The sequence below is a fragment of the Fictibacillus iocasae genome, assembly GCF_042665465.1.
Lineage (GTDB): Bacteria > Bacillota > Bacilli > Bacillales > Fictibacillaceae > Fictibacillus > Fictibacillus iocasae.
Window position 1 is genome coordinate 84,001 of record NZ_JBHTCP010000013.1, and the last position, 16,830, is coordinate 100,830.

Sequence of the window (16,830 nt, forward strand, 5' to 3'; positions counted from 1 at the left end):
TGCGCGCTAGGTTTGGATTTGTGAGCCATTAACCTGACACTTTGTCACCCTCATTATACTGAAGTTTATGCGTCGCAACCGTAAAAAAGGACAAGATAACACGTGAATGTTATTCTTGTCCTTTGATGTTCGTATCGTTAGAATCCGCCTTGAAACAGCTCGGCGTTCGATCCGATAAAGTTCTGAATGTTCATCTGCACTTCTTGCATGATCGCTGCGATATCCTCGTCGCTCGCCTCGGCCGCGTTCACTGCGTTGCCGTCAGACAGCTTAGGAAATTTCAGCTTATCTGTGAACGTCGTTTTGGACTTGATGTTCAGATCCATCTTCATCTCACCGCCAAGTGACGGGTCGTTCACGAGGATGGTCGTTTTAAAATCGTGCTGTGCTTTGTTGTTGTCCAGATCCTGCTTGCCTTTGTGCTCAAGCTGCAGCTTAAAGTCCGGCAGCTCAGCCGCTGCCATATCGCCAACCGGCGTCATTTCAAGGTTCCATTTTGACTTCGATTTGTCGCCTTCGCCCCAGATGTGGAATCCAGCGCCTTCTGTCGTGCCGTTTTCAACCATCTCAAATTTCGTCTTAATATCACGCTTCATACCTTCGCCTTTAGGCTCGGAGTCCATCTTCATATCCAGTGTGAGTGCACCCTCGCCTGATTTCGGCGTCATCACCATTTTCCAGCTGGACTTCGTTTTGTCGCTGTTTTTCTTGGATTCTGAATCATAGGCAATGGCTACCGCATCGTTCGGAGCGTCCTTTGGCCCTACTTCAAAATCAAAGGAACGGCTGACGATGACCTCGTCGCTGTTGATGATGACCGTCTGCTTAAATCCTTTTGGCATGCTCATTTCTTCTTTAATGCCTTTTTTGATTTCCTTCAGACCGTCGCGGATCTGTTTCTTTGTTTCTTTTTCGCTTTGCGCACCCGTCATAGTCGGGTCCATCCCGCCTGAGATAGCGGTTTGCTTCGCGAGTTCGTCGATCAGCTTATCATCGCTTTCGATTTTTTCAACGTATGCGACAAGCAGGTCCTTCACTTCTTTTTCAGAGAGTGTGAGTGTGAGAGACGTCATGCTTTCTCCGTTAAAGTCAACATCCTTCTCTGTCACGTTTTCGTCTTTGATTTTATCCTTCAGTATTTCAGCATACTCTTTTACCATTTCCTTGCGCTCATCTTCGTCCGTTAAGTAGCTGTCATACGCCTTGAAGAAATTCTGCATTTCTTCGAGCCCTTGGTAAGAGGCATCGAACTTTCTCATCAGTTCGCCAAACTCTTTGTTCTCGAAATACACGTGCTTGCTGTACAGCTCAGGCACCTCTAGCGCCGTTTTTTTGTTATCCTGATAAAACTCCGCTCCCGCGATCTCGGAGTCGTTCATTAAAACACCAAGCTTGACGGATCCTTGATCGTTCTTTGGATCATGCTGCGTTTTCACCTGCAGCTCTGCGCTTTTTAAAAGAGACTGAGCAAGCGCCGCTTCCATCCCGGTCGCTCCCATCGCACCAAGATCCATGTCGATGTTCACGCGTGTATCCGACTCGTTCGCTTCACTCTGCGTCTTTTCAGACAAATCGGTAAAATCGCCAAACTGGCTGTCAAACGACTCACTCATCGCTTCATACGATTTAAACTCTGACAATAAGTATTGATTTTTTGGCGTGTTCATCATCATCGCGTAAACCGCTGCCCCGCCGCCGATCAGCAAGACTGCCGCCAGTGCGATGATCAAAAATTTCTTGCTCGACTTCGCCGGTGTGTTCACTTCCGTTTGCATGTATTGCCCTCCTTAAATGTGCTTGAAGCAATAAATATCCACTCTTGAATAGTACGAGCCTGTGCGCAAAATTATGTATACGTGCTGTCTTGTGCATGGTCCATCAGCGCGGCTCACGATTACTTACTATACGGCAATCACTATGGAATTTCTATAAAAATTGGAAAATTACAGGAAATAGTAAGATGGTCCGGGGTCCGGTACCACAAAAAGACAACCAGCCCTATATGTCCGCGCGGAATGGACAACACGTGCCTTTTCTCACTCTCACGTGATGTATGTACGCATCAAGCCAATAAATGGTTTCAGCGTTATCCAATAATAGGATAATAGCCTCATAACGATACTACCACCTCAAATATCGCATTAAACATATATTTACAAAAAATCGGGGTCCGGTACACCTTTCCCCAAACCCCGCTGCCGTGCGGCGGAGTTGGAAAAGGTACCGGACCCCAAACAATAGCCCGATGAGGCGAATTTTTCAAAACTCCAGCTTCACCGGGCTTTTCATTTTTATATCATGTCAGATGCTTTCCTTGCTTTCTGGTGTTAAGTGCTTCGCATCCTCTACGAGCTGGCGCAGCTCGCGGTAGAGCGTGTCTTGGATGTCATGGTCGCGGAGCGCAAATTCGACAGTGGTCAGAATGAAGCCGAGCTTTTCTCCGACGTCATACCGGCGTCCTTCAAACTCATAAGCGAACACACGCTGAAATTCATTCAGCTGCTCGATCGCATCGGTCAGCTGAATCTCTCCTCCAGCTCCCATTTCCTGCTTTTCAAGGTAACGGAATATTTCCGGGCTCAAAATATAGCGCCCCATAATCGCAAGGTTCGACGGCGCTTCTCCAAGCGCTGGTTTCTCGATAAATTTATTCACGCCATAAAGCGGCCCTTTTGTCTGAACAGGATCAACGATGCCGTAACGGCTCACCTGCTCTTCCGGTACCGTCTGGACACCGATGATGGACGAGCCCGTTTTTTCATATTGCGTGATCAGCTGCGCGAGGCACGGCGGCTCAGCCTGCACAATATCGTCACCGAGCAGCACAGCGAACGGCTCGTCACCGATAAACTTGCGCGCGCACCAGATCGCATGACCAAGGCCGCGGGGCTCCTTTTGCCGGATATAATGAATCTCCGCCAGCTGGGAGGACTGCTGAACCTTCTGCAGCAGGTTCACCTTTCCCTTTTTCAAAAGATTCTCCTCCAGTTCAAACGCATGATCAAAATGATCCTCGATCGCCCGCTTGCCCTTTCCAGTCACGATGATGATGTCCTCGATTCCTGAGGCGACTGCTTCTTCTACGATATATTGGATCGTCGGCTTGTCCACGATCGGCAGCATTTCTTTTGGCATCGCTTTAGTTGCCGGCAGAAAACGTGTGCCAAGACCTGCAGCCGGAATAATCGCTTTACGAATCTTCTTCATCTCTCGATCAGCTCCCTGATGGTAATCAACGTTTACCAACAGTGTAGCGAAAAACCGCCGTCAAAATACGTACTTTTACAGAGATTTAACAAAGGCTTATTAATTTCGGGGTCCGGTACTCATTCCGCAAAAGCGGCATGGCTGCCGCTTTATGTGCGGAATGGTACCGGACCCCGACAAAGACAAACCGACAGTGCTTTTAATTCGTTGACAGTCCCCTTGCGGCAAAAATCGAATCAATGGCCGTGGCGTTTCGACCGGCGTTCAGCAGCTGATCTGCCTGCTTGATCGCTTTTGCTCCGTTATTGAACGTCGCGTTCGGTGTCAGTGACCAGTGTGACTGAAGCACGAGCTTTGTCGCCGTATCACGGCCGAGTGCCCCTGCCAGATCGTACAGTCCCTGCGACCAGATCTCGCCGTCCGAATGTACTTGGTTCACAACATCACGCGGATACACTTTGTTTTTATCAAGCCTTCGCAGACATGGCGGGTTGCTGCTAGAATACGAGGCGGCATCCCACTCTCCTACACACGCTGTTCCGAACGCACCAGGCGCGGCGGCATCTTCATATGTGGCGCCGAGGAAATCGCCGAATCCTTCACCCATCGCGCCGCCTTCTGCTGAGTTCCCCCACCCTGGGACCTGGTTGTCCTGGATCGAATGGCCGTATTCGTGTGCGATGATGCCTGAATCCTCCGCATCGTCCACTCCGCCTATGCCGAATGTCAGCTCTTTTGTCGACGGACTGTAGAACGAGTTGTCCTGGCGGTACGTGTTCACGTTTGCTTTAATCGAGCGGTTGTTTATGTTGGAAAAACCGAGGGATTGAATATACCGCTGCAGCGTGTCGATATGGTAGTACACCATCACGTCCTCGAACCGGTCATCGCTGCGTGTGTAATTGAACACATGGCTGGCACTCGTCGTTCTCGATTTGGAATAAATGTTCACGTATTGGCCCTCGAGCTTTCCGGTGCCGTTCAAGCCTTGAAGAGACACAGGCTTCAGCTGGGCAGTGAGGGCTGCTGAATCGGCGTCATTGCCGTCTGTCAGCCCCGTTTTAGATCCTTGTGATTCAATCGGATTTGGCAAGAACACCTGGCCTGACCCGGTCACTTTTTGGTTCAAATCCTTCTTCTTCAGCACTTTTCCGGTGCCTGCATGAACATACATTTCCCAAGCCCCGAACGGCTCATCGGCATGCAGGGTTATTTTATAGACAGGAATCGCGGTGCCGTTTTCAATAGAATAGCCAAACACATTCTCAGTCTGTGACCAGCGGCCAGCCTGAGCGTTAAGGTGCTGTGCCGCTTTCGATTCTGCCTCGCTTTTTGTGATGTTCTGCTTCGGCTCTTCCACTTTCGAGTAAGACGTATAATCAGAGACCGCCATAAGTGCCTTGCCGTTTCTATCGAGCGTAACCGTCACTTGATTGGTAAAAACGGGTTTGTCTTTCACCGTTTGCTGATAACGGACGTACGTTCCAGCGTTCGCTTCAATCGTCGTGACATATGTAAGACCAGAAAGATCGGCGTTAAGGTTGTATTGCGCCGCATTCTTCTTTAAGTACTCATCCGCTTTTACTTTCGCATCAAAGCTCTGTGCCTGAACCGTTCTCGGTGTGTAGTCTGGTGTGCCGCCGCTAAAGGTTGGGAGAGCCAATGTCATCACAAGCGCAGCCGAGCCAAGCATCTTAATCAGATTCTTCTTTTTCAAAATAACAGCCTCCTAAAAGTTTGAATTTTCATACAATTAGTGTAAGGCCTGTCCTAGCCTCAATGCAATGGGTCTATTTTGATAGATTTTGTAGGAATAAAACATCTGGAACATCTGGGGTCCGGTACACATCTGGGGTCCGGTACTCTTCTTTCAAATGCTGCTTTATGGCGTTGAATGATGGAGATGGTACCGGACCCCGATTGTACCGGACCCCGAAAATACGAAAAAATCAAATATACAAACCCTGTATACGGTTTTTGTCGAAATAGGTCGCCTGTACTATTTCCATATTTTTTATTTATTTGTAAAATATTGATATCGGTAAAACCAGAGAAATCTGGCGGCACAAAGCTATAGGGGCTAAGGGCACACACAGAATCGCCTACGCCAGCCAGCTGCCTTTACCACATTTTTATATCCTTAAGGAGGATGAGGTAATGAAAAAGAAAATGATGAAGTTCGCTGCGGCTGTTCTTGCACTCGCTGTCATGCTTGGCGCGCCTGCTGGATCGTACGCGAAGGAAAATGGTTCGAAGCACGAGCTGCAAAAAAAGAAAGAACAGAAGAAAAAGAAAGACAACAAGAAAAAAGGCCACGAAAAAAAGAAGCAGGATGAAGCAAAAAAGAAAGCTGAACTAAAAAAGCAGTACACCAATAAATATCGCGAGCTGAACAAAAAGCTTATTCAAATCGAGTCAAAGGTTAAGTCTCTTAATGAAGAGATCGAGCTGTATTATGGAGAAGAGCCTGTTAAAGAAGAACCGCCTAAGACAGAGCCTCCTAAAGAAGAACCGCCAACAGAGCCAGTTCCGGTTCCCAATCCGACTCCTGTTCCAAACCCTGCACCAGAACCTGTGAAAGCATCTTCTGATGATGACGAGGAAGAGGATGAAGAAGAAGAGTGCGATCATCACGAGGAAGATGAAGATTGCGAGGAAGAGGACTGCTGTGAAGAGGAAGAGGAATCACGCTTCGAGGAGTTTGAAAACAAGCTGATGTCTCTTGATAACCAGCTGTATCAAGTGAAAAACCAGATGAACAAATTGGTTTCCGACGCTAAGAAAAAAGGTGTCACCCTTGATGCATCCATTACTAAAGCAGGAAATGAAAAGTATGCAGCTGTTAAAAGGCTCATCGCCGAAAGCATCACGAACTTAAACAAAAAAGAATCTGGTGAACCAGCTGAAAAGCCAGCTGAAGTAATTAAATAATAGAAATGAGCTGCCGCAGTGTGCCGGCAGCTTTTTTGTGGCAGATCCACGTTCGGGGTCCGGTACTTTTTTCCATAATGGTGCTAAAACGGGGTTGGAGATGGAGATGTACCGGACCCCGACGTTGTGCCCCAACGTTGTGAATCGGTTTTAAACTAGTCATTTCTTACCTTTTTTCTCGTTTCCAAATTTCGTCTATTATCCAAAACCTGTTTTTTCTATAGTCGAATTTTAACACGGGTTTCGAAGGTCACACATTATTTTTCTGAATATTTCGTTACTTTAGTGTTATTTTAAGATAATTTAAAGGGTTTGTTAATTTTATATCGAACCCCTTTTCCCTTTTTGAGATTGTGTTAACCTTGAAAGCAATCAAACAGAAGGAGTGATCAGTCATGCTAAAACGTTTCGCTGCAGGTTATACTTCTCTAGCACTTTTGGTTGGACTTGCTGCACCAACTCAAGCGGGAGCAGCTTCTATACCAGAGCAATCCGATTCAAAGGAAGCACCGAAAGAAATTATCGTAAAATACAAAGAAGGTGTTTCTTCTACTGAGAAGTCATCACTTATCTCTAAGCTTGATGATTCCCTTAAAGAAAAATACAGTGCCTTTTCTGTTGTGACTGTGACCGATGGAAGCGTGGCTGAAGCGGTTAAGGAATATGAAGCGAACCCGAACGTCGAGTACGCGGAACCGAATGTGACATATAAGGCAAGCTATGTGCCGAATGATCCTGATTATTCGACAAAGCAATATGCTCCTCAAAAGGTTGGAGCAGAAGCGGCCTGGGATGTGACACGCGGTTCTTCAACGGTAAAAATCGCCGTTGTTGATACAGGTGTGGACTACAACCACCCGGATCTTGCCGGAAAGGTCATTAAAGGCAAGGATTTTGTTACTGATGACAACGACCCGATGGATGAAAACAAGCACGGCACGCACGTTGCGGGGATTGCAGCAGCATCCACGAACAACGGAGTCGGAATGGCTGGCCTTGCGCCCAACGTGCAGATCTTAGCCGAGCGAGTACTTGACGCGGACGGCAGCGGAACGCTTGATGATGTAGCGGCAGGTATCCGTCATGCGGCAGACAGCGGTGCGCAGGTCATCAACTTAAGCCTTGGCGGCGCGGTCGGAACGAAAACATTGGAAGATGCCGTAAACTATGCGGCAAGCAAAGGTTCAGTCGTTGTAGCGGCAGCGGGTAACGAGAGCACACCGCTTCCTAGCTACCCTGCGTATTATGATAAAGCGATCGCTGTAGCGGCGACAGATCAAAACGACAAGATCGCTTACTTCTCTAACTATGGGCCATGGGTTGATGTAGCGGCACCTGGGGTAAGCCTCTACTCTACAGTTCCTGGCGGAAAGTACGAGAACCTGAGCGGAACAAGCATGGCATCACCTGTTGTCGCAGGTGTAGCAGGCTTGCTCGCATCACAGGGCAAGAACGCAACACAGATCCGCACAGCACTTGAAGGAACAGCGGATAAAGTAACGGGGTCCGGTACACTTTTCAAACACGGACGCATCAATGCAGCAAAAGCAGTCACTCAATAGGTCTATAGAAAAGAGGGGGTCCGGTACTTCGCGTACCGGACCCCCTCTTTTTTTATTTTAAGCTATGATCCTCCAGCTTCACGAAGCGGAAGCCTTGTTCGATGAGCAGCGGCACGGCTTGAATGATGCCTTGTGCGGTACCGCTTTTGGGCTGGTTCATGTGCAGCAGCGCGATGGAGCCCGGCTGAGCCGCTAGCAGTGCTGACTTGACTTGTTCACTTGTAAAGGTCGCGCCTGCATCGCCTAGCACATTATAGTTGACAGCTGTTTCTCCAAGGTCACTTGCGATCTGGACCGCCACCTCGTCATAATATGCCGTTCCCGAGCGGAAATACTTCGGCTTTTTTCCCGTGAGTTCCAGGATTTTATTTTCATTTGTCATGACTTCTCGTACAGCCTCTGCGACACTTTCTGTCCCCTTTACACCATATGCCGACTGGCCTTTCACCGATAACGGCTTATGCTCGGTGCCGTGGTTCTCGATTTCAAACAGCGGATCACGCGAAAGGGCAAGAAAAGCCTCTTTGTTCGCATCGATCCATCGGCTGTTTACAAACAGCGTGGCGGGAATTTTTTGCTGCTGAAGAAATTGGATCAAAAGCTGATCGTAGCCGCTTCCGTTTGGACCGCCGCAGGCATCTAGGGTGAGCGCGATCACTTTTTCTTGGGTGTTCAGTGCCGTTTTAACACCCGTGACGTTCTCTCCCCATTGGCGTGGTTGGATGCTGCTGTATTTCTGAACGAGCGCTCGCTCAGTAACGGTATCCTCATCATCACCTTGGCTCGTTCCCTTATCCTGCTCTCGCTCTTTTGACAAATCTGGTTGATGGGCTTCATTATTTTTACCTTTATTTGTGTCCTTCTCTGCTTCTGAATGATTCGGTTGTTGATGTTCCTCTGTGCTGCTCCCCGCCGGTTCCACTCCGCCTGCACATCCTCCTAGAAATAGCAGGGCACCGCCTAGCACAATCCCCTTTTTTATCCACCCCATATTTTATCTCCTCTGTTAAAAATAACCTTTATTTTCATTATGGGGTACGGTACGCCGAAAAGACAATCCTTGTTTTTTGTCCATATGGCAAGGACACGATCACTCTTCTCCACTTATAGCAAGGTTCTTTGACCATGGTCCGGTACCATTTCCCAAGTGTTTGGGAAATGGTACCGGACCCCGCACTTCGGACCCCGCACTTCAGGTTTGCCACCTTGCTGGCAGGGGGAAATTAGCGGTATAGTGAGGGAGTGATATAGGCAAGGAGGTCTCTCTAACATGCTGCAAATATTATCAAATAAACATCATTCGTTGACAGAGCTTGAGCAGATTGAGCAAGGCTGCTGGATCAACTTGATCGCTCCGACGCCGGAAGAGATTGAAGCTGTTGTACGCGCAACAGGGATCGATCCGGAATTCCTGCGAGACGCACTCGATGAAGAAGAGCGTTCTCGCATTGAAAAGGAAGACGACACCGTCAGCGTAATCGTCGATATCCCGCTGCTCGAGCAGGACGAGAACGGTCAGAACGCTTACGATACCTTCCCTCTCGCCATGATTGCGTGCGAGCATTATTTTATTACGGTTTGTTTAAGAGAAAATCCGATCATTGAAATGTTCGTGAAAAAGAAGGTTCGAAACTTTTACACGTTTAAGAAAACGCGCTTTATCTTTCAGCTGCTGCAGCTGATTTCGCAATATTATTTGCGCTACCTGCGCCAGATTAACCGAAAGACCGACACGATCGAACGGGAGCTGCGGCAGACGCTGAAAAACCAGGATCTGTTCGAGCTGCTCAGTCTCGACAAATCACTGGTCTATTTTACGACTTCTTTAAAATCGAACGATGCGGTACTCGAAAAGCTGCTGCGGATGAACTTTTTGAAAATGTATGAAGAAGACCGCGAGCTGCTGGAGGACGTGATCATCGAGAACAAGCAGGCGATCGAAATGAGCCAGATCTACAGCAGCATCCTAAAAGGGCTGACGAATGCGTTCTCCTCGGTTATTTCGAACAATTTGAACCTGGAGATGCGTTTTCTGACATCGTTCACGATCATACTGGCGTTGCCGACGATGGTCGCGAGCTTTTATGGGATGAACATTCCGATTCCGTACCAGCACAACCCGCATGCGTTCGGCATCATGCTCAGCGTTGCCTTCATGCTCTCAGGCGCCGCCGCGTTCTTCTTTTGGCGCAAGCGGTATTTTAAAAAATAACGAGCGAACAGCCGTCAGCACAACATGCTGGCGGCTGTTCATCTCCATAGAAAGGAACTCTCCTCTATGTTATTTACAGAAAAAGTTCTGCATACACCGGAAACACCGGCTACCATTATCGACGCCGATTATCGGGCGGAGTACGGGGTTATTGTGGCTGAACGAAGAAACCGCCGCCGTTCGTTTTATCATAGCCGCGAGAAGCTTACTCTTTCGCTCTCCATATCGTTTTCAAAAGTCCGTTGGATGAATGCTGACACTATCGTACTTGCGGACACTCGACCAAAAAATGCCGATGACAAGAATGTTCACATCGTTTCCCTCACAGACGGCGTGCAGGATAGTTTTCATGGCGGCAGCTGCATTCAGGATATCGTGGTCACTCGGGACGGGATCTGGATCAGTTATTTTGATGAAGGCGTGTTTGGGGAAGGAGTGTCTACTGGGGGGGGCGTGCTGTTCAGCCTAAAGGGCGATGTTCTGTACTCTTTCAACCACCACAACCATAAAGAAATCATCATTGATGACTGCTATGCTGTTTGTTCGGGTGATGATGATGACATTTGGCTTTTCCCTTATCATTCGTTTCCGCTTGTCCGGTTTTCCTACAAAAACAAGGAAACGGCCGTCTTTCCGGTATCTGAGAAGCTTCATGGCGCCAGTGCTATAGCTGTCCGCGAATCACAAGCTTTTTTTCACGGCGCTTATGACCATAAACAAAGCATCCTGGGCACCTCGTTACACGGCGCATCTGAAATCAAGAACGTTGCGGACTACGGGATGACGAACGGCTATGTAAGAGGGCTGGCGCCTGAATGCGGTGGTGCTGCATTTATTCGGATTTCCAAGCACGTATCGCTTTTACATTTGGCATAAAAAACTCCGCACGAAATTATCGTACGGAGGGTGTTAATTTTTCTGGCGTTCTTCAATTCTCTCCAGCAGGGCGCGTACTCGCGTTTGCAGCTGTACGATGTCTTGCTCGTCCTGGGCGTTTTCGATCGCATCTTTTATTTCATAATATTCGTCGCTTTCCTCTTTCGTAAGCGTCACTTTTGGAAGCGGCATTGGAAAAGGTATGATCTGGCCCATCTATTCACCCCATAACTGTCAACAATATAATATACACTCATTGTACGGCAAATTCTGTCGAAAAAACAATTTTATTTCTAGACAATGTGCTGAACAGCCGTTTTTTCTTCCTATCCGATTAAAATGCTCGAGAAAAGGGAATCAAAATAGCAGAGAGCGAAACGAAGCTAAATGACTGAAAGGGTGATTGCACATGATGAAGATTCTCATTATACTAGCGGTAATAGTTGTGGCTCTGTATTTCTTTAAACGCGTAAGATAAACTCACAGACGGTGCTGCAGAATATGCGGCGCCGTTTTTTTCTGTACATGGAAAGGCGGAGGCAAACTTGATTACCGAACTGAAACAAAAAGCGCGCGAGCTGAAGCAGCAGCTGTTCGTCCTATACCTCGCGTATCACGATCCGCGAACACCGCTTATGGCAAAAACAGCCGCGATTTTAGTGGTAGCCTATGCGTTCAGCCCGATCGACCTGATTCCTGATTTCATCCCGGTGGTCGGCTATCTTGATGACCTGATCCTGCTTCCGCTCGGAATCATGCTCGTGCTGAGGCTGATGCCGCCGCACATTTTGGAGGAACACCGCGAAAAAGCGTTACAGCTCGCCAAGCAGCGCAAGCCGAAGAACTGGTTTACCGGTGCACTGTTCATCGCGATCTGGCTGCTTGCGGCGTACTGGTTTGGGGTGAAAATGGTGCATATTCTGGGACGATGAGCTTAGGAGGGTCTATCGATGAACAAAGCGGACCGCATTAAAAAGATGCGCGTGCCACAGGCGGCGGATGAGCTGGAAGGCCGTTTGCCGCCCGGACAGGTGCTGACTACCCGGTTTCCGATCCTGCACGAAGGGGACGTGCCGCAGTATGATATGAAAAAATGGCATCTTACGGTCGATGGCCTTGTGGAGGAGCCGAAGATGTTCACGTTCGGCGATCTGTTGGCGATGCCGCAGACGACGGTCGTCAAAGACATCCATTGTGTGACGCGCTGGTCGCGGTTCGATAATGCGTTCACAGGGGTCCTTTTTTCCGACTTTTTAAAAAGCGGTTGATGTCGACCCGGCGGCGAAGCACGTGATGGCGTACGGCGATTTTGATTATGACACGAACATTCCTCTAGCGGATCTGATGCGTGATGATATCCTGCTCGCCCACTCGTTTGACGGCAAGCCGCTCACGGAAAAGCACGGCTATCCGCTGCGTTTGATCGTGCCGCATCTTTATTTTTGGAAAAGCGTGAAGTGGATCCGCCGCATCGAGTTTATGCGTGACGACCGGCCCGGCTTTTGGGAGCAGAACGGCTTCCATCACTACGCGGATCCGTTCCGTGAGCAGCGTTTTTCCGGAGAAGGATTCGACATGCCTGAGGACGAATGGAAAAAGAAAGACTACGATTGAGGAGGAAAAGATGTGGGTACGTGGGGCACGGATTTGTGGGAAGATGACTTCTCATGTGATATTCAAGAGGACTGGAATCATTTTATCGATGAAGGAATGACTCCTGAAAAGGCGACAGCGGTCATTTTAGAAGAGTGGCTTGTGGAGCTGGACGATTATGATGACGATGAGGAGCGCCAGCCATACGAGGCGCTGCTTTATATCGCGGTCGCGGCGCTTCAGCTCGAGAACGAGGCACTGCAAAGCAAGGTCAAAAACAAGGCGCTGCAGCTGATCGATGCAGGCGGCGATCTCTCACTCTGGGAGGACGGCGATTCGACTGACTATGAAAAGCGAAAGCAGGTGCTCGCCCGATTTAAGCGCCAGCTGGAGGATGCGAAAGCGAACTAAAGAAAACTCAGGCCCGCGATCTGCCTTTCGCGTCAGCCTTAGTTGTCCTTATCCCTTGTTCCTGAACGTTTTGACTGCGCGGGCTTCCTTTTCTGTTAAAAAGTGATGCTTTCTTAAAGTAAAAAACCGTTTCAACGTTGCGCTGTTCCTTAAACAGCCCGCTTGAAACGGTTTTTGTTTTTGTTTTTGTTTGTGTGCGTACCGGACCCCGATTACAACGAACTAGAATTCTATCACAGCGCTGCTTTGATCACTTTTTTATAGTGTACCAGCGATAGGAAGCCGAATACAGAGTATAGGGCGGTGTAGATGATCATGACGATGGTCATTGGGGCATAGACTTCGGCACCGAACAGGAACCAGCCAGACTGTACGGCAAAGTAGCTGTGAATGAGCCCGAGACTTAGCGGAATGCCGAAGCTGAACCATTGCTTGAGCTTGATTCCGGCTGAAAGGTCATCGACCGTATAGCCAAGCTTTCGCAAAATGGTGTAGTTCGGCCTCTCTTCTTCACTTTCATCCATCTGCTTAAAGTACAAAATACAGCCTGAAGTGATCAGAAAGGTAAGGCCGAGGAACCCAACGATAAACATCGCGAGGCCGATCTGATTTCGCTGAGCACTAATCATTTCAAGACGCGAATCAGCCCCATTCTCCCTCTCATAAAAAGACGCAACGAACAGTTTGTTTGCTTTCTTCCACTTCTTTTTATCCGTTATATCGATACCGATATATTCAGAGTGCTCCTTTTGAAGGGAGGGCTCGAGGTTTTTTTTCAGCTGCCGATAGACGGAATCATCTACCACTGCGGTCGACTGCCCCTCTCCGATAAAATACCACGATATCGGGTACTCTTTTTTCAATCCTTTGTATTCTAAACTTACTGCCTCGCTTTTTCCTTTCAGCTCAATCGTTCCCTTGTTTTTTAGCGGCAAAAACTTTTGCATTAAATCGTTATAGCCGGCAAACAGCACGTCGCCTCGCTTCACATCGTACTTCGGAAATTGCGCATCGCTGATGACGGCCATGCTCGTCTGTGAAGGATCCATGAGGAGATCGCTCGTATCGCCTAGCAATATATCTTTCATGTTCGCGTTTGCCATCAACACATCGATACGCACTTCGCGATAGGATATCATCTCAGAAGCTAGCATTTTTTTGAACTTTTCTGCAGCCTTGCTATCTGTCAGCGAGAAGTGTGCTGGAACATTGTTTTCCGCTGTTTTTTCAGAAGAATAATAAGAGATATAGCTTAATGACAGCAGTCCGATGGCGAGGGCTGAAACGGTCGTGATGATGGTGAGAAGCATCGCGTTTGATTTCATGCGGAACATTATCGACGTCAGGGAAAGAACCTCTCGGACCGTCACATAGCCGTCTTTTTTCTTGCGGATGATGTTCAGCACAAAGCTGACGGATCCTTTGTAAAACAAGTAGGTGCCGATAATGACAGAAGCGAGGATAAAAGCCATAGCCAGAAACAGCTCGGTCATCTGCCTGAAGCTGCCGCCAAACAGCTCTGAGGACACATAATATCCTGTTATGATGAGCACCAGACCGGCGATTCCCATCATGATCTCTAGCTTAGACAGCTTCTTCACACGCTCTTCAGTGGTCGAACGGACCGCGAACAGAGAAAGAATGGTCTGCTTTTTAATAAACAGGTAATTCATGAGCAAGATCAGCATGTAGATGGCGGTGAAAATCAGTATTGTCTGAAGAAGCGCTTTTCCTGAAAAGTGAAGCACCGCCACTGCATCAACGCCTGTGATACGGAACAAGATCATCGTGATGAGCCGCGAGAATGCGAATCCGAAGAAAATGCCGGCCAAAAGCGAGCTTACGTACAGAATCGCGTTTTCAGCGCTCAGCAGATAAAAGATGCGCCTCTTTGTCATGCCGATCAGCTGGAACAAACCGATTTCCTTGCTTCGCCGTTTAATAAAAATCGCATTGGCGTAAACGAGGAACACCGCCACGATCGCGACAAGAAGAACGGATGCCGTGCGGATAGCCGCGCCGCCTTTCACCGTGTTTTTTGCCGTGTCCATCGCCGGATCGTACTGCAAGGTCACAAATGAGAAGTACAACGCCACACTGAACACGAGCGCGAATACGTACAGAACATTTTGTGCCAGGTTCTTTTTCAAGCTGCGCCAGATCAGCTGTTTATTGTTCAACCGAAACACCGCCTAACACGCCTTGTGTTTTCATGATGTCCTTAAAAAATGACTGCCTTGTTTCGGTGCCTTTGACGAGCTGCGTGTACACGTTGCCGTCTTTAATGAAAATGACGCGGCTGCAATAGCTTGCTGCAACCGGATCGTGTGTGACCATCACGATCGTCGCATTGCGTTTCTCGTTCATCCCGCTCATCTTGTTCAGCAGGTCTGATGCTGATTTGGAATCGAGCGCTCCTGTCGGCTCATCAGCAAAAATAAGACTCGGCTCGTGAATGAATGCCCGTGCGGCTGAGGTTCGCTGCTTCTGGCCACCCGAGATTTCATTCGGGTATTTATCTTTCAGCTCATATATGCCAAGATCTTCAGCTACGATTTGGAATTTAGCGTCTGCCTCTCGCTTTGGAATGCTGCGAATCGACAGCGGCAGCAGGATATTTTCTTTGACCGTCAGCGTGTCGAGCAGGTTATAGTCTTGAAAAATAAAGCCGAGGTGATGTTTGCGGAACTGAGCAAGCTCGCGCTCTTTCATGGCCGTGATTTCTTTTCCTTCCACCTGTATGCTTCCGCCGCTCACTCTGTCGATCGATGACAGCACGTTCAACAGTGTCGTCTTGCCGGAGCCAGAGGCCCCCATGATGGCGACGAACTCCCCCTTCTCCACCTTCATGTCGATGCCTTTTAACACTTCCTGGCGGTTCCATCTATTGCCGTAGCTTTTGGTGATTTGATTTGCGGTTAACACATTCATGTATTCACTTCCCTTTGACTTGTTTCTTCAACTATACTGCCAGCGGGGAGCTTTTGCGTTTGATTGGACTAACAAAACGATAAAAGCATGTGACAATGCTGTCACATGCCGATGATGCGGGACATCTCGTTCTGTTTCGGAAAGATGAGGGTAAACTCGCTGCCATGGCCCGGAGTTGAACGGACCTGAATCGCAATATGCAGAGAATCGGCTGCTTTTTTCGCAAGATACAGGCCCATTCCTGTAGCCGCCTGATCGTGGTGATTAGAGGTCGTCGTGAACCCTTTATCAAAAATGCGCGGCAAATCCTTTACAGCCATACCGCGGCCGTTGTCTTTCACCGTCAGGAATAGCCGTTCATCTTTTACCGCACTCGTTACGATGATATCGCTATTTTCACTGTATTTAACCGCATTCGTCAGCAGCTGCCGGATGATGAATGATAGCCATTTTCCATCTGTCAGCACCTCTTGCTCCTGCAGATCAACTTCAACCCCGATTTTCTTTTGCATACACCATGAACGAAGGGTTTTCAGTTCGGCGGAAAGGACCGTTGCTACGTCTATCTTTTCAATGTATAGATCGTTTTGGATAAAAGGAATCCGTTTTTGGTGAAGCTGCTGATCGAGCAGGAGATGGATGCGCAGCCATTCGTAGGTGAGCTGCGACTTTGTCTGTTGATCCTCCACGCGGTCGAGTATGAGGTGCATGGCGGTGAGCGGTGTCTTAACTTCATGAATCCATGACAGCATCTCATCCTTTTCTGTCTGCATCAGCATTCGGTTCTCGTCAGACAAGCGCTTCAGCCGTTCGGTCTGCAAGGTGATCGCCTCGCTTGTTATTTGCTGCAGCGGACTGACTGGTTCCGCGATATCCGACAAATCCAAGTCATGATCCCACTGTTGCAGGCTTCGGTAAAAGCGTGTTTCTCTTTTAAAACGCAGTGCCAGAAACCCGGCAAACAGGATAACTCCTAAAAAAATCATATAAACGACGGGCATGAGCGGAATGGTTTTGTCAATAAAGGCAATGAACAGCATCAGCAGCTGCGAAAGCAGAAAGAATCCAATCCAGCTGCGCCTTTCTTTTAAAAACGCTGAAATCATT

Annotated in this window: 14 protein-coding genes, 1 pseudogene and 1 riboswitch; of the genes and pseudogenes, 7 read left to right on the plus strand and 8 right to left on the minus strand. The window is 48.4% G+C overall.

Translation table 11 applies throughout. The features are described from left to right. Window positions 1-137: 137 nt before the first annotated feature. From ACFQPF_RS07100 to ACFQPF_RS07110, 3 genes are all read right to left on the minus strand, one after another. Window positions 138-1,775: a hypothetical protein gene (locus tag ACFQPF_RS07100; RefSeq protein ID WP_379748006.1), complete on the minus strand. Its 1,638-nt coding sequence runs from the start codon at window positions 1,773-1,775 to the stop codon at window positions 138-140. Window positions 1,776-2,301: 526 nt separating this feature from the next. Next, entirely contained in the window at window positions 2,302-3,207 is a 906-nt protein-coding gene (gene galU / locus ACFQPF_RS07105) for a UTP--glucose-1-phosphate uridylyltransferase GalU (protein ID WP_379748008.1), read from the minus strand. A 199-nt stretch (window positions 3,208-3,406) separates the two neighbouring features. Next, entirely contained in the window at window positions 3,407-4,876 is a 1,470-nt protein-coding gene (locus ACFQPF_RS07110) for a M36 family metallopeptidase (RefSeq protein WP_379748475.1), read from the minus strand. 361 nt (window positions 4,877-5,237) lie between these two features. After that, window positions 5,238-5,330, plus strand: a riboswitch (cyclic di-GMP riboswitch). A 34-nt stretch (window positions 5,331-5,364) separates the two neighbouring features. Between ACFQPF_RS07110 and ACFQPF_RS07115 the strand changes: the two genes are divergently transcribed. Further along, a complete protein-coding gene (locus ACFQPF_RS07115; protein WP_379748010.1) occupies window positions 5,365-6,138 on the plus strand; it encodes a hypothetical protein in 774 nt (257 codons plus the stop codon). A gap of 395 nt (window positions 6,139-6,533) precedes the next feature. Then, on the plus strand, window positions 6,534-7,700 hold the full coding sequence (locus ACFQPF_RS07120; RefSeq protein WP_379748012.1) for a S8 family peptidase: 1,167 nt from the start codon (window positions 6,534-6,536) through the stop codon (window positions 7,698-7,700). A gap of 52 nt (window positions 7,701-7,752) precedes the next feature. On the opposite strand, the gene ACFQPF_RS07125 is transcribed toward ACFQPF_RS07120, so the two are convergent. Beyond that, window positions 7,753-8,691: a polysaccharide deacetylase family protein gene (locus ACFQPF_RS07125; protein WP_379748014.1), complete on the minus strand. Its 939-nt coding sequence runs from the start codon at window positions 8,689-8,691 to the stop codon at window positions 7,753-7,755. A 279-nt stretch (window positions 8,692-8,970) separates the two neighbouring features. Between ACFQPF_RS07125 and ACFQPF_RS07130 the strand changes: the two genes are divergently transcribed. Together ACFQPF_RS07130 and ACFQPF_RS07135 are read left to right on the plus strand one after the other, a co-directional pair. Further along, window positions 8,971-9,912: a magnesium transporter CorA family protein gene (locus tag ACFQPF_RS07130; protein WP_379748016.1), complete on the plus strand. Its 942-nt coding sequence runs from the start codon at window positions 8,971-8,973 to the stop codon at window positions 9,910-9,912. A 66-nt stretch (window positions 9,913-9,978) separates the two neighbouring features. Next, entirely contained in the window at window positions 9,979-10,788 is an 810-nt protein-coding gene (locus ACFQPF_RS07135) for a hypothetical protein (RefSeq protein WP_379748018.1), read from the plus strand. 33 nt (window positions 10,789-10,821) lie between these two features. Here the strand turns inward: ACFQPF_RS07135 and ACFQPF_RS07140 are convergent, their stop codons facing one another. After that, window positions 10,822-11,004, minus strand: coding sequence for a hypothetical protein (locus ACFQPF_RS07140; protein ID WP_379748020.1), 183 nt, complete (start codon window positions 11,002-11,004; stop codon window positions 10,822-10,824). A 329-nt stretch (window positions 11,005-11,333) separates the two neighbouring features. On the opposite strand from ACFQPF_RS07140, the gene ACFQPF_RS07145 reads away from it, so the two are divergent. From ACFQPF_RS07145 to ACFQPF_RS07155, 3 genes and pseudogenes are all read left to right on the plus strand, one after another. Next, window positions 11,334-11,720, plus strand: a complete 387-nt coding sequence (locus ACFQPF_RS07145) for a YkvA family protein (RefSeq protein ID WP_379748022.1) — start codon at window positions 11,334-11,336, stop codon at window positions 11,718-11,720. An 18-nt stretch (window positions 11,721-11,738) separates the two neighbouring features. Next, window positions 11,739-12,402 (plus strand): annotated as a pseudogene (locus ACFQPF_RS07150) (sulfite oxidase-like oxidoreductase). A 12-nt stretch (window positions 12,403-12,414) separates the two neighbouring features. Next, window positions 12,415-12,792 (plus strand): MarR family transcriptional regulator, encoded by a 378-nt coding sequence (locus tag ACFQPF_RS07155; protein WP_379748024.1) that lies wholly within the window; start codon window positions 12,415-12,417, stop codon window positions 12,790-12,792. Between the two features lie 233 nt (window positions 12,793-13,025). On the opposite strand, the gene ACFQPF_RS07160 is transcribed toward ACFQPF_RS07155, so the two are convergent. The 3 genes from ACFQPF_RS07160 to ACFQPF_RS07170 all read right to left on the minus strand — a co-directional run bounded on the left by ACFQPF_RS07160 (window position 13,026) and on the right by ACFQPF_RS07170 (window position 16,829). After that, window positions 13,026-14,972 carry an FtsX-like permease family protein gene (locus tag ACFQPF_RS07160; RefSeq protein WP_379748026.1) on the minus strand — a complete coding sequence of 649 codons (1,947 nt, stop codon included), beginning with the start codon at window positions 14,970-14,972 and terminating at the stop codon, window positions 13,026-13,028. Further along, complete coding sequence (locus ACFQPF_RS07165) at window positions 14,962-15,723, minus strand: ABC transporter ATP-binding protein (RefSeq protein ID WP_379748028.1); 762 nt, start codon at window positions 15,721-15,723, stop codon at window positions 14,962-14,964. Before ACFQPF_RS07165 ends, ACFQPF_RS07160 begins: the two co-directional genes overlap by 11 nt. A 101-nt stretch (window positions 15,724-15,824) precedes the next feature. Beyond that, on the minus strand, window positions 15,825-16,829 hold the full coding sequence (locus ACFQPF_RS07170) for a sensor histidine kinase (RefSeq protein ID WP_379748030.1): 1,005 nt from the start codon (window positions 16,827-16,829) through the stop codon (window positions 15,825-15,827). Window position 16,830: the final 1 nt, after the last annotated feature.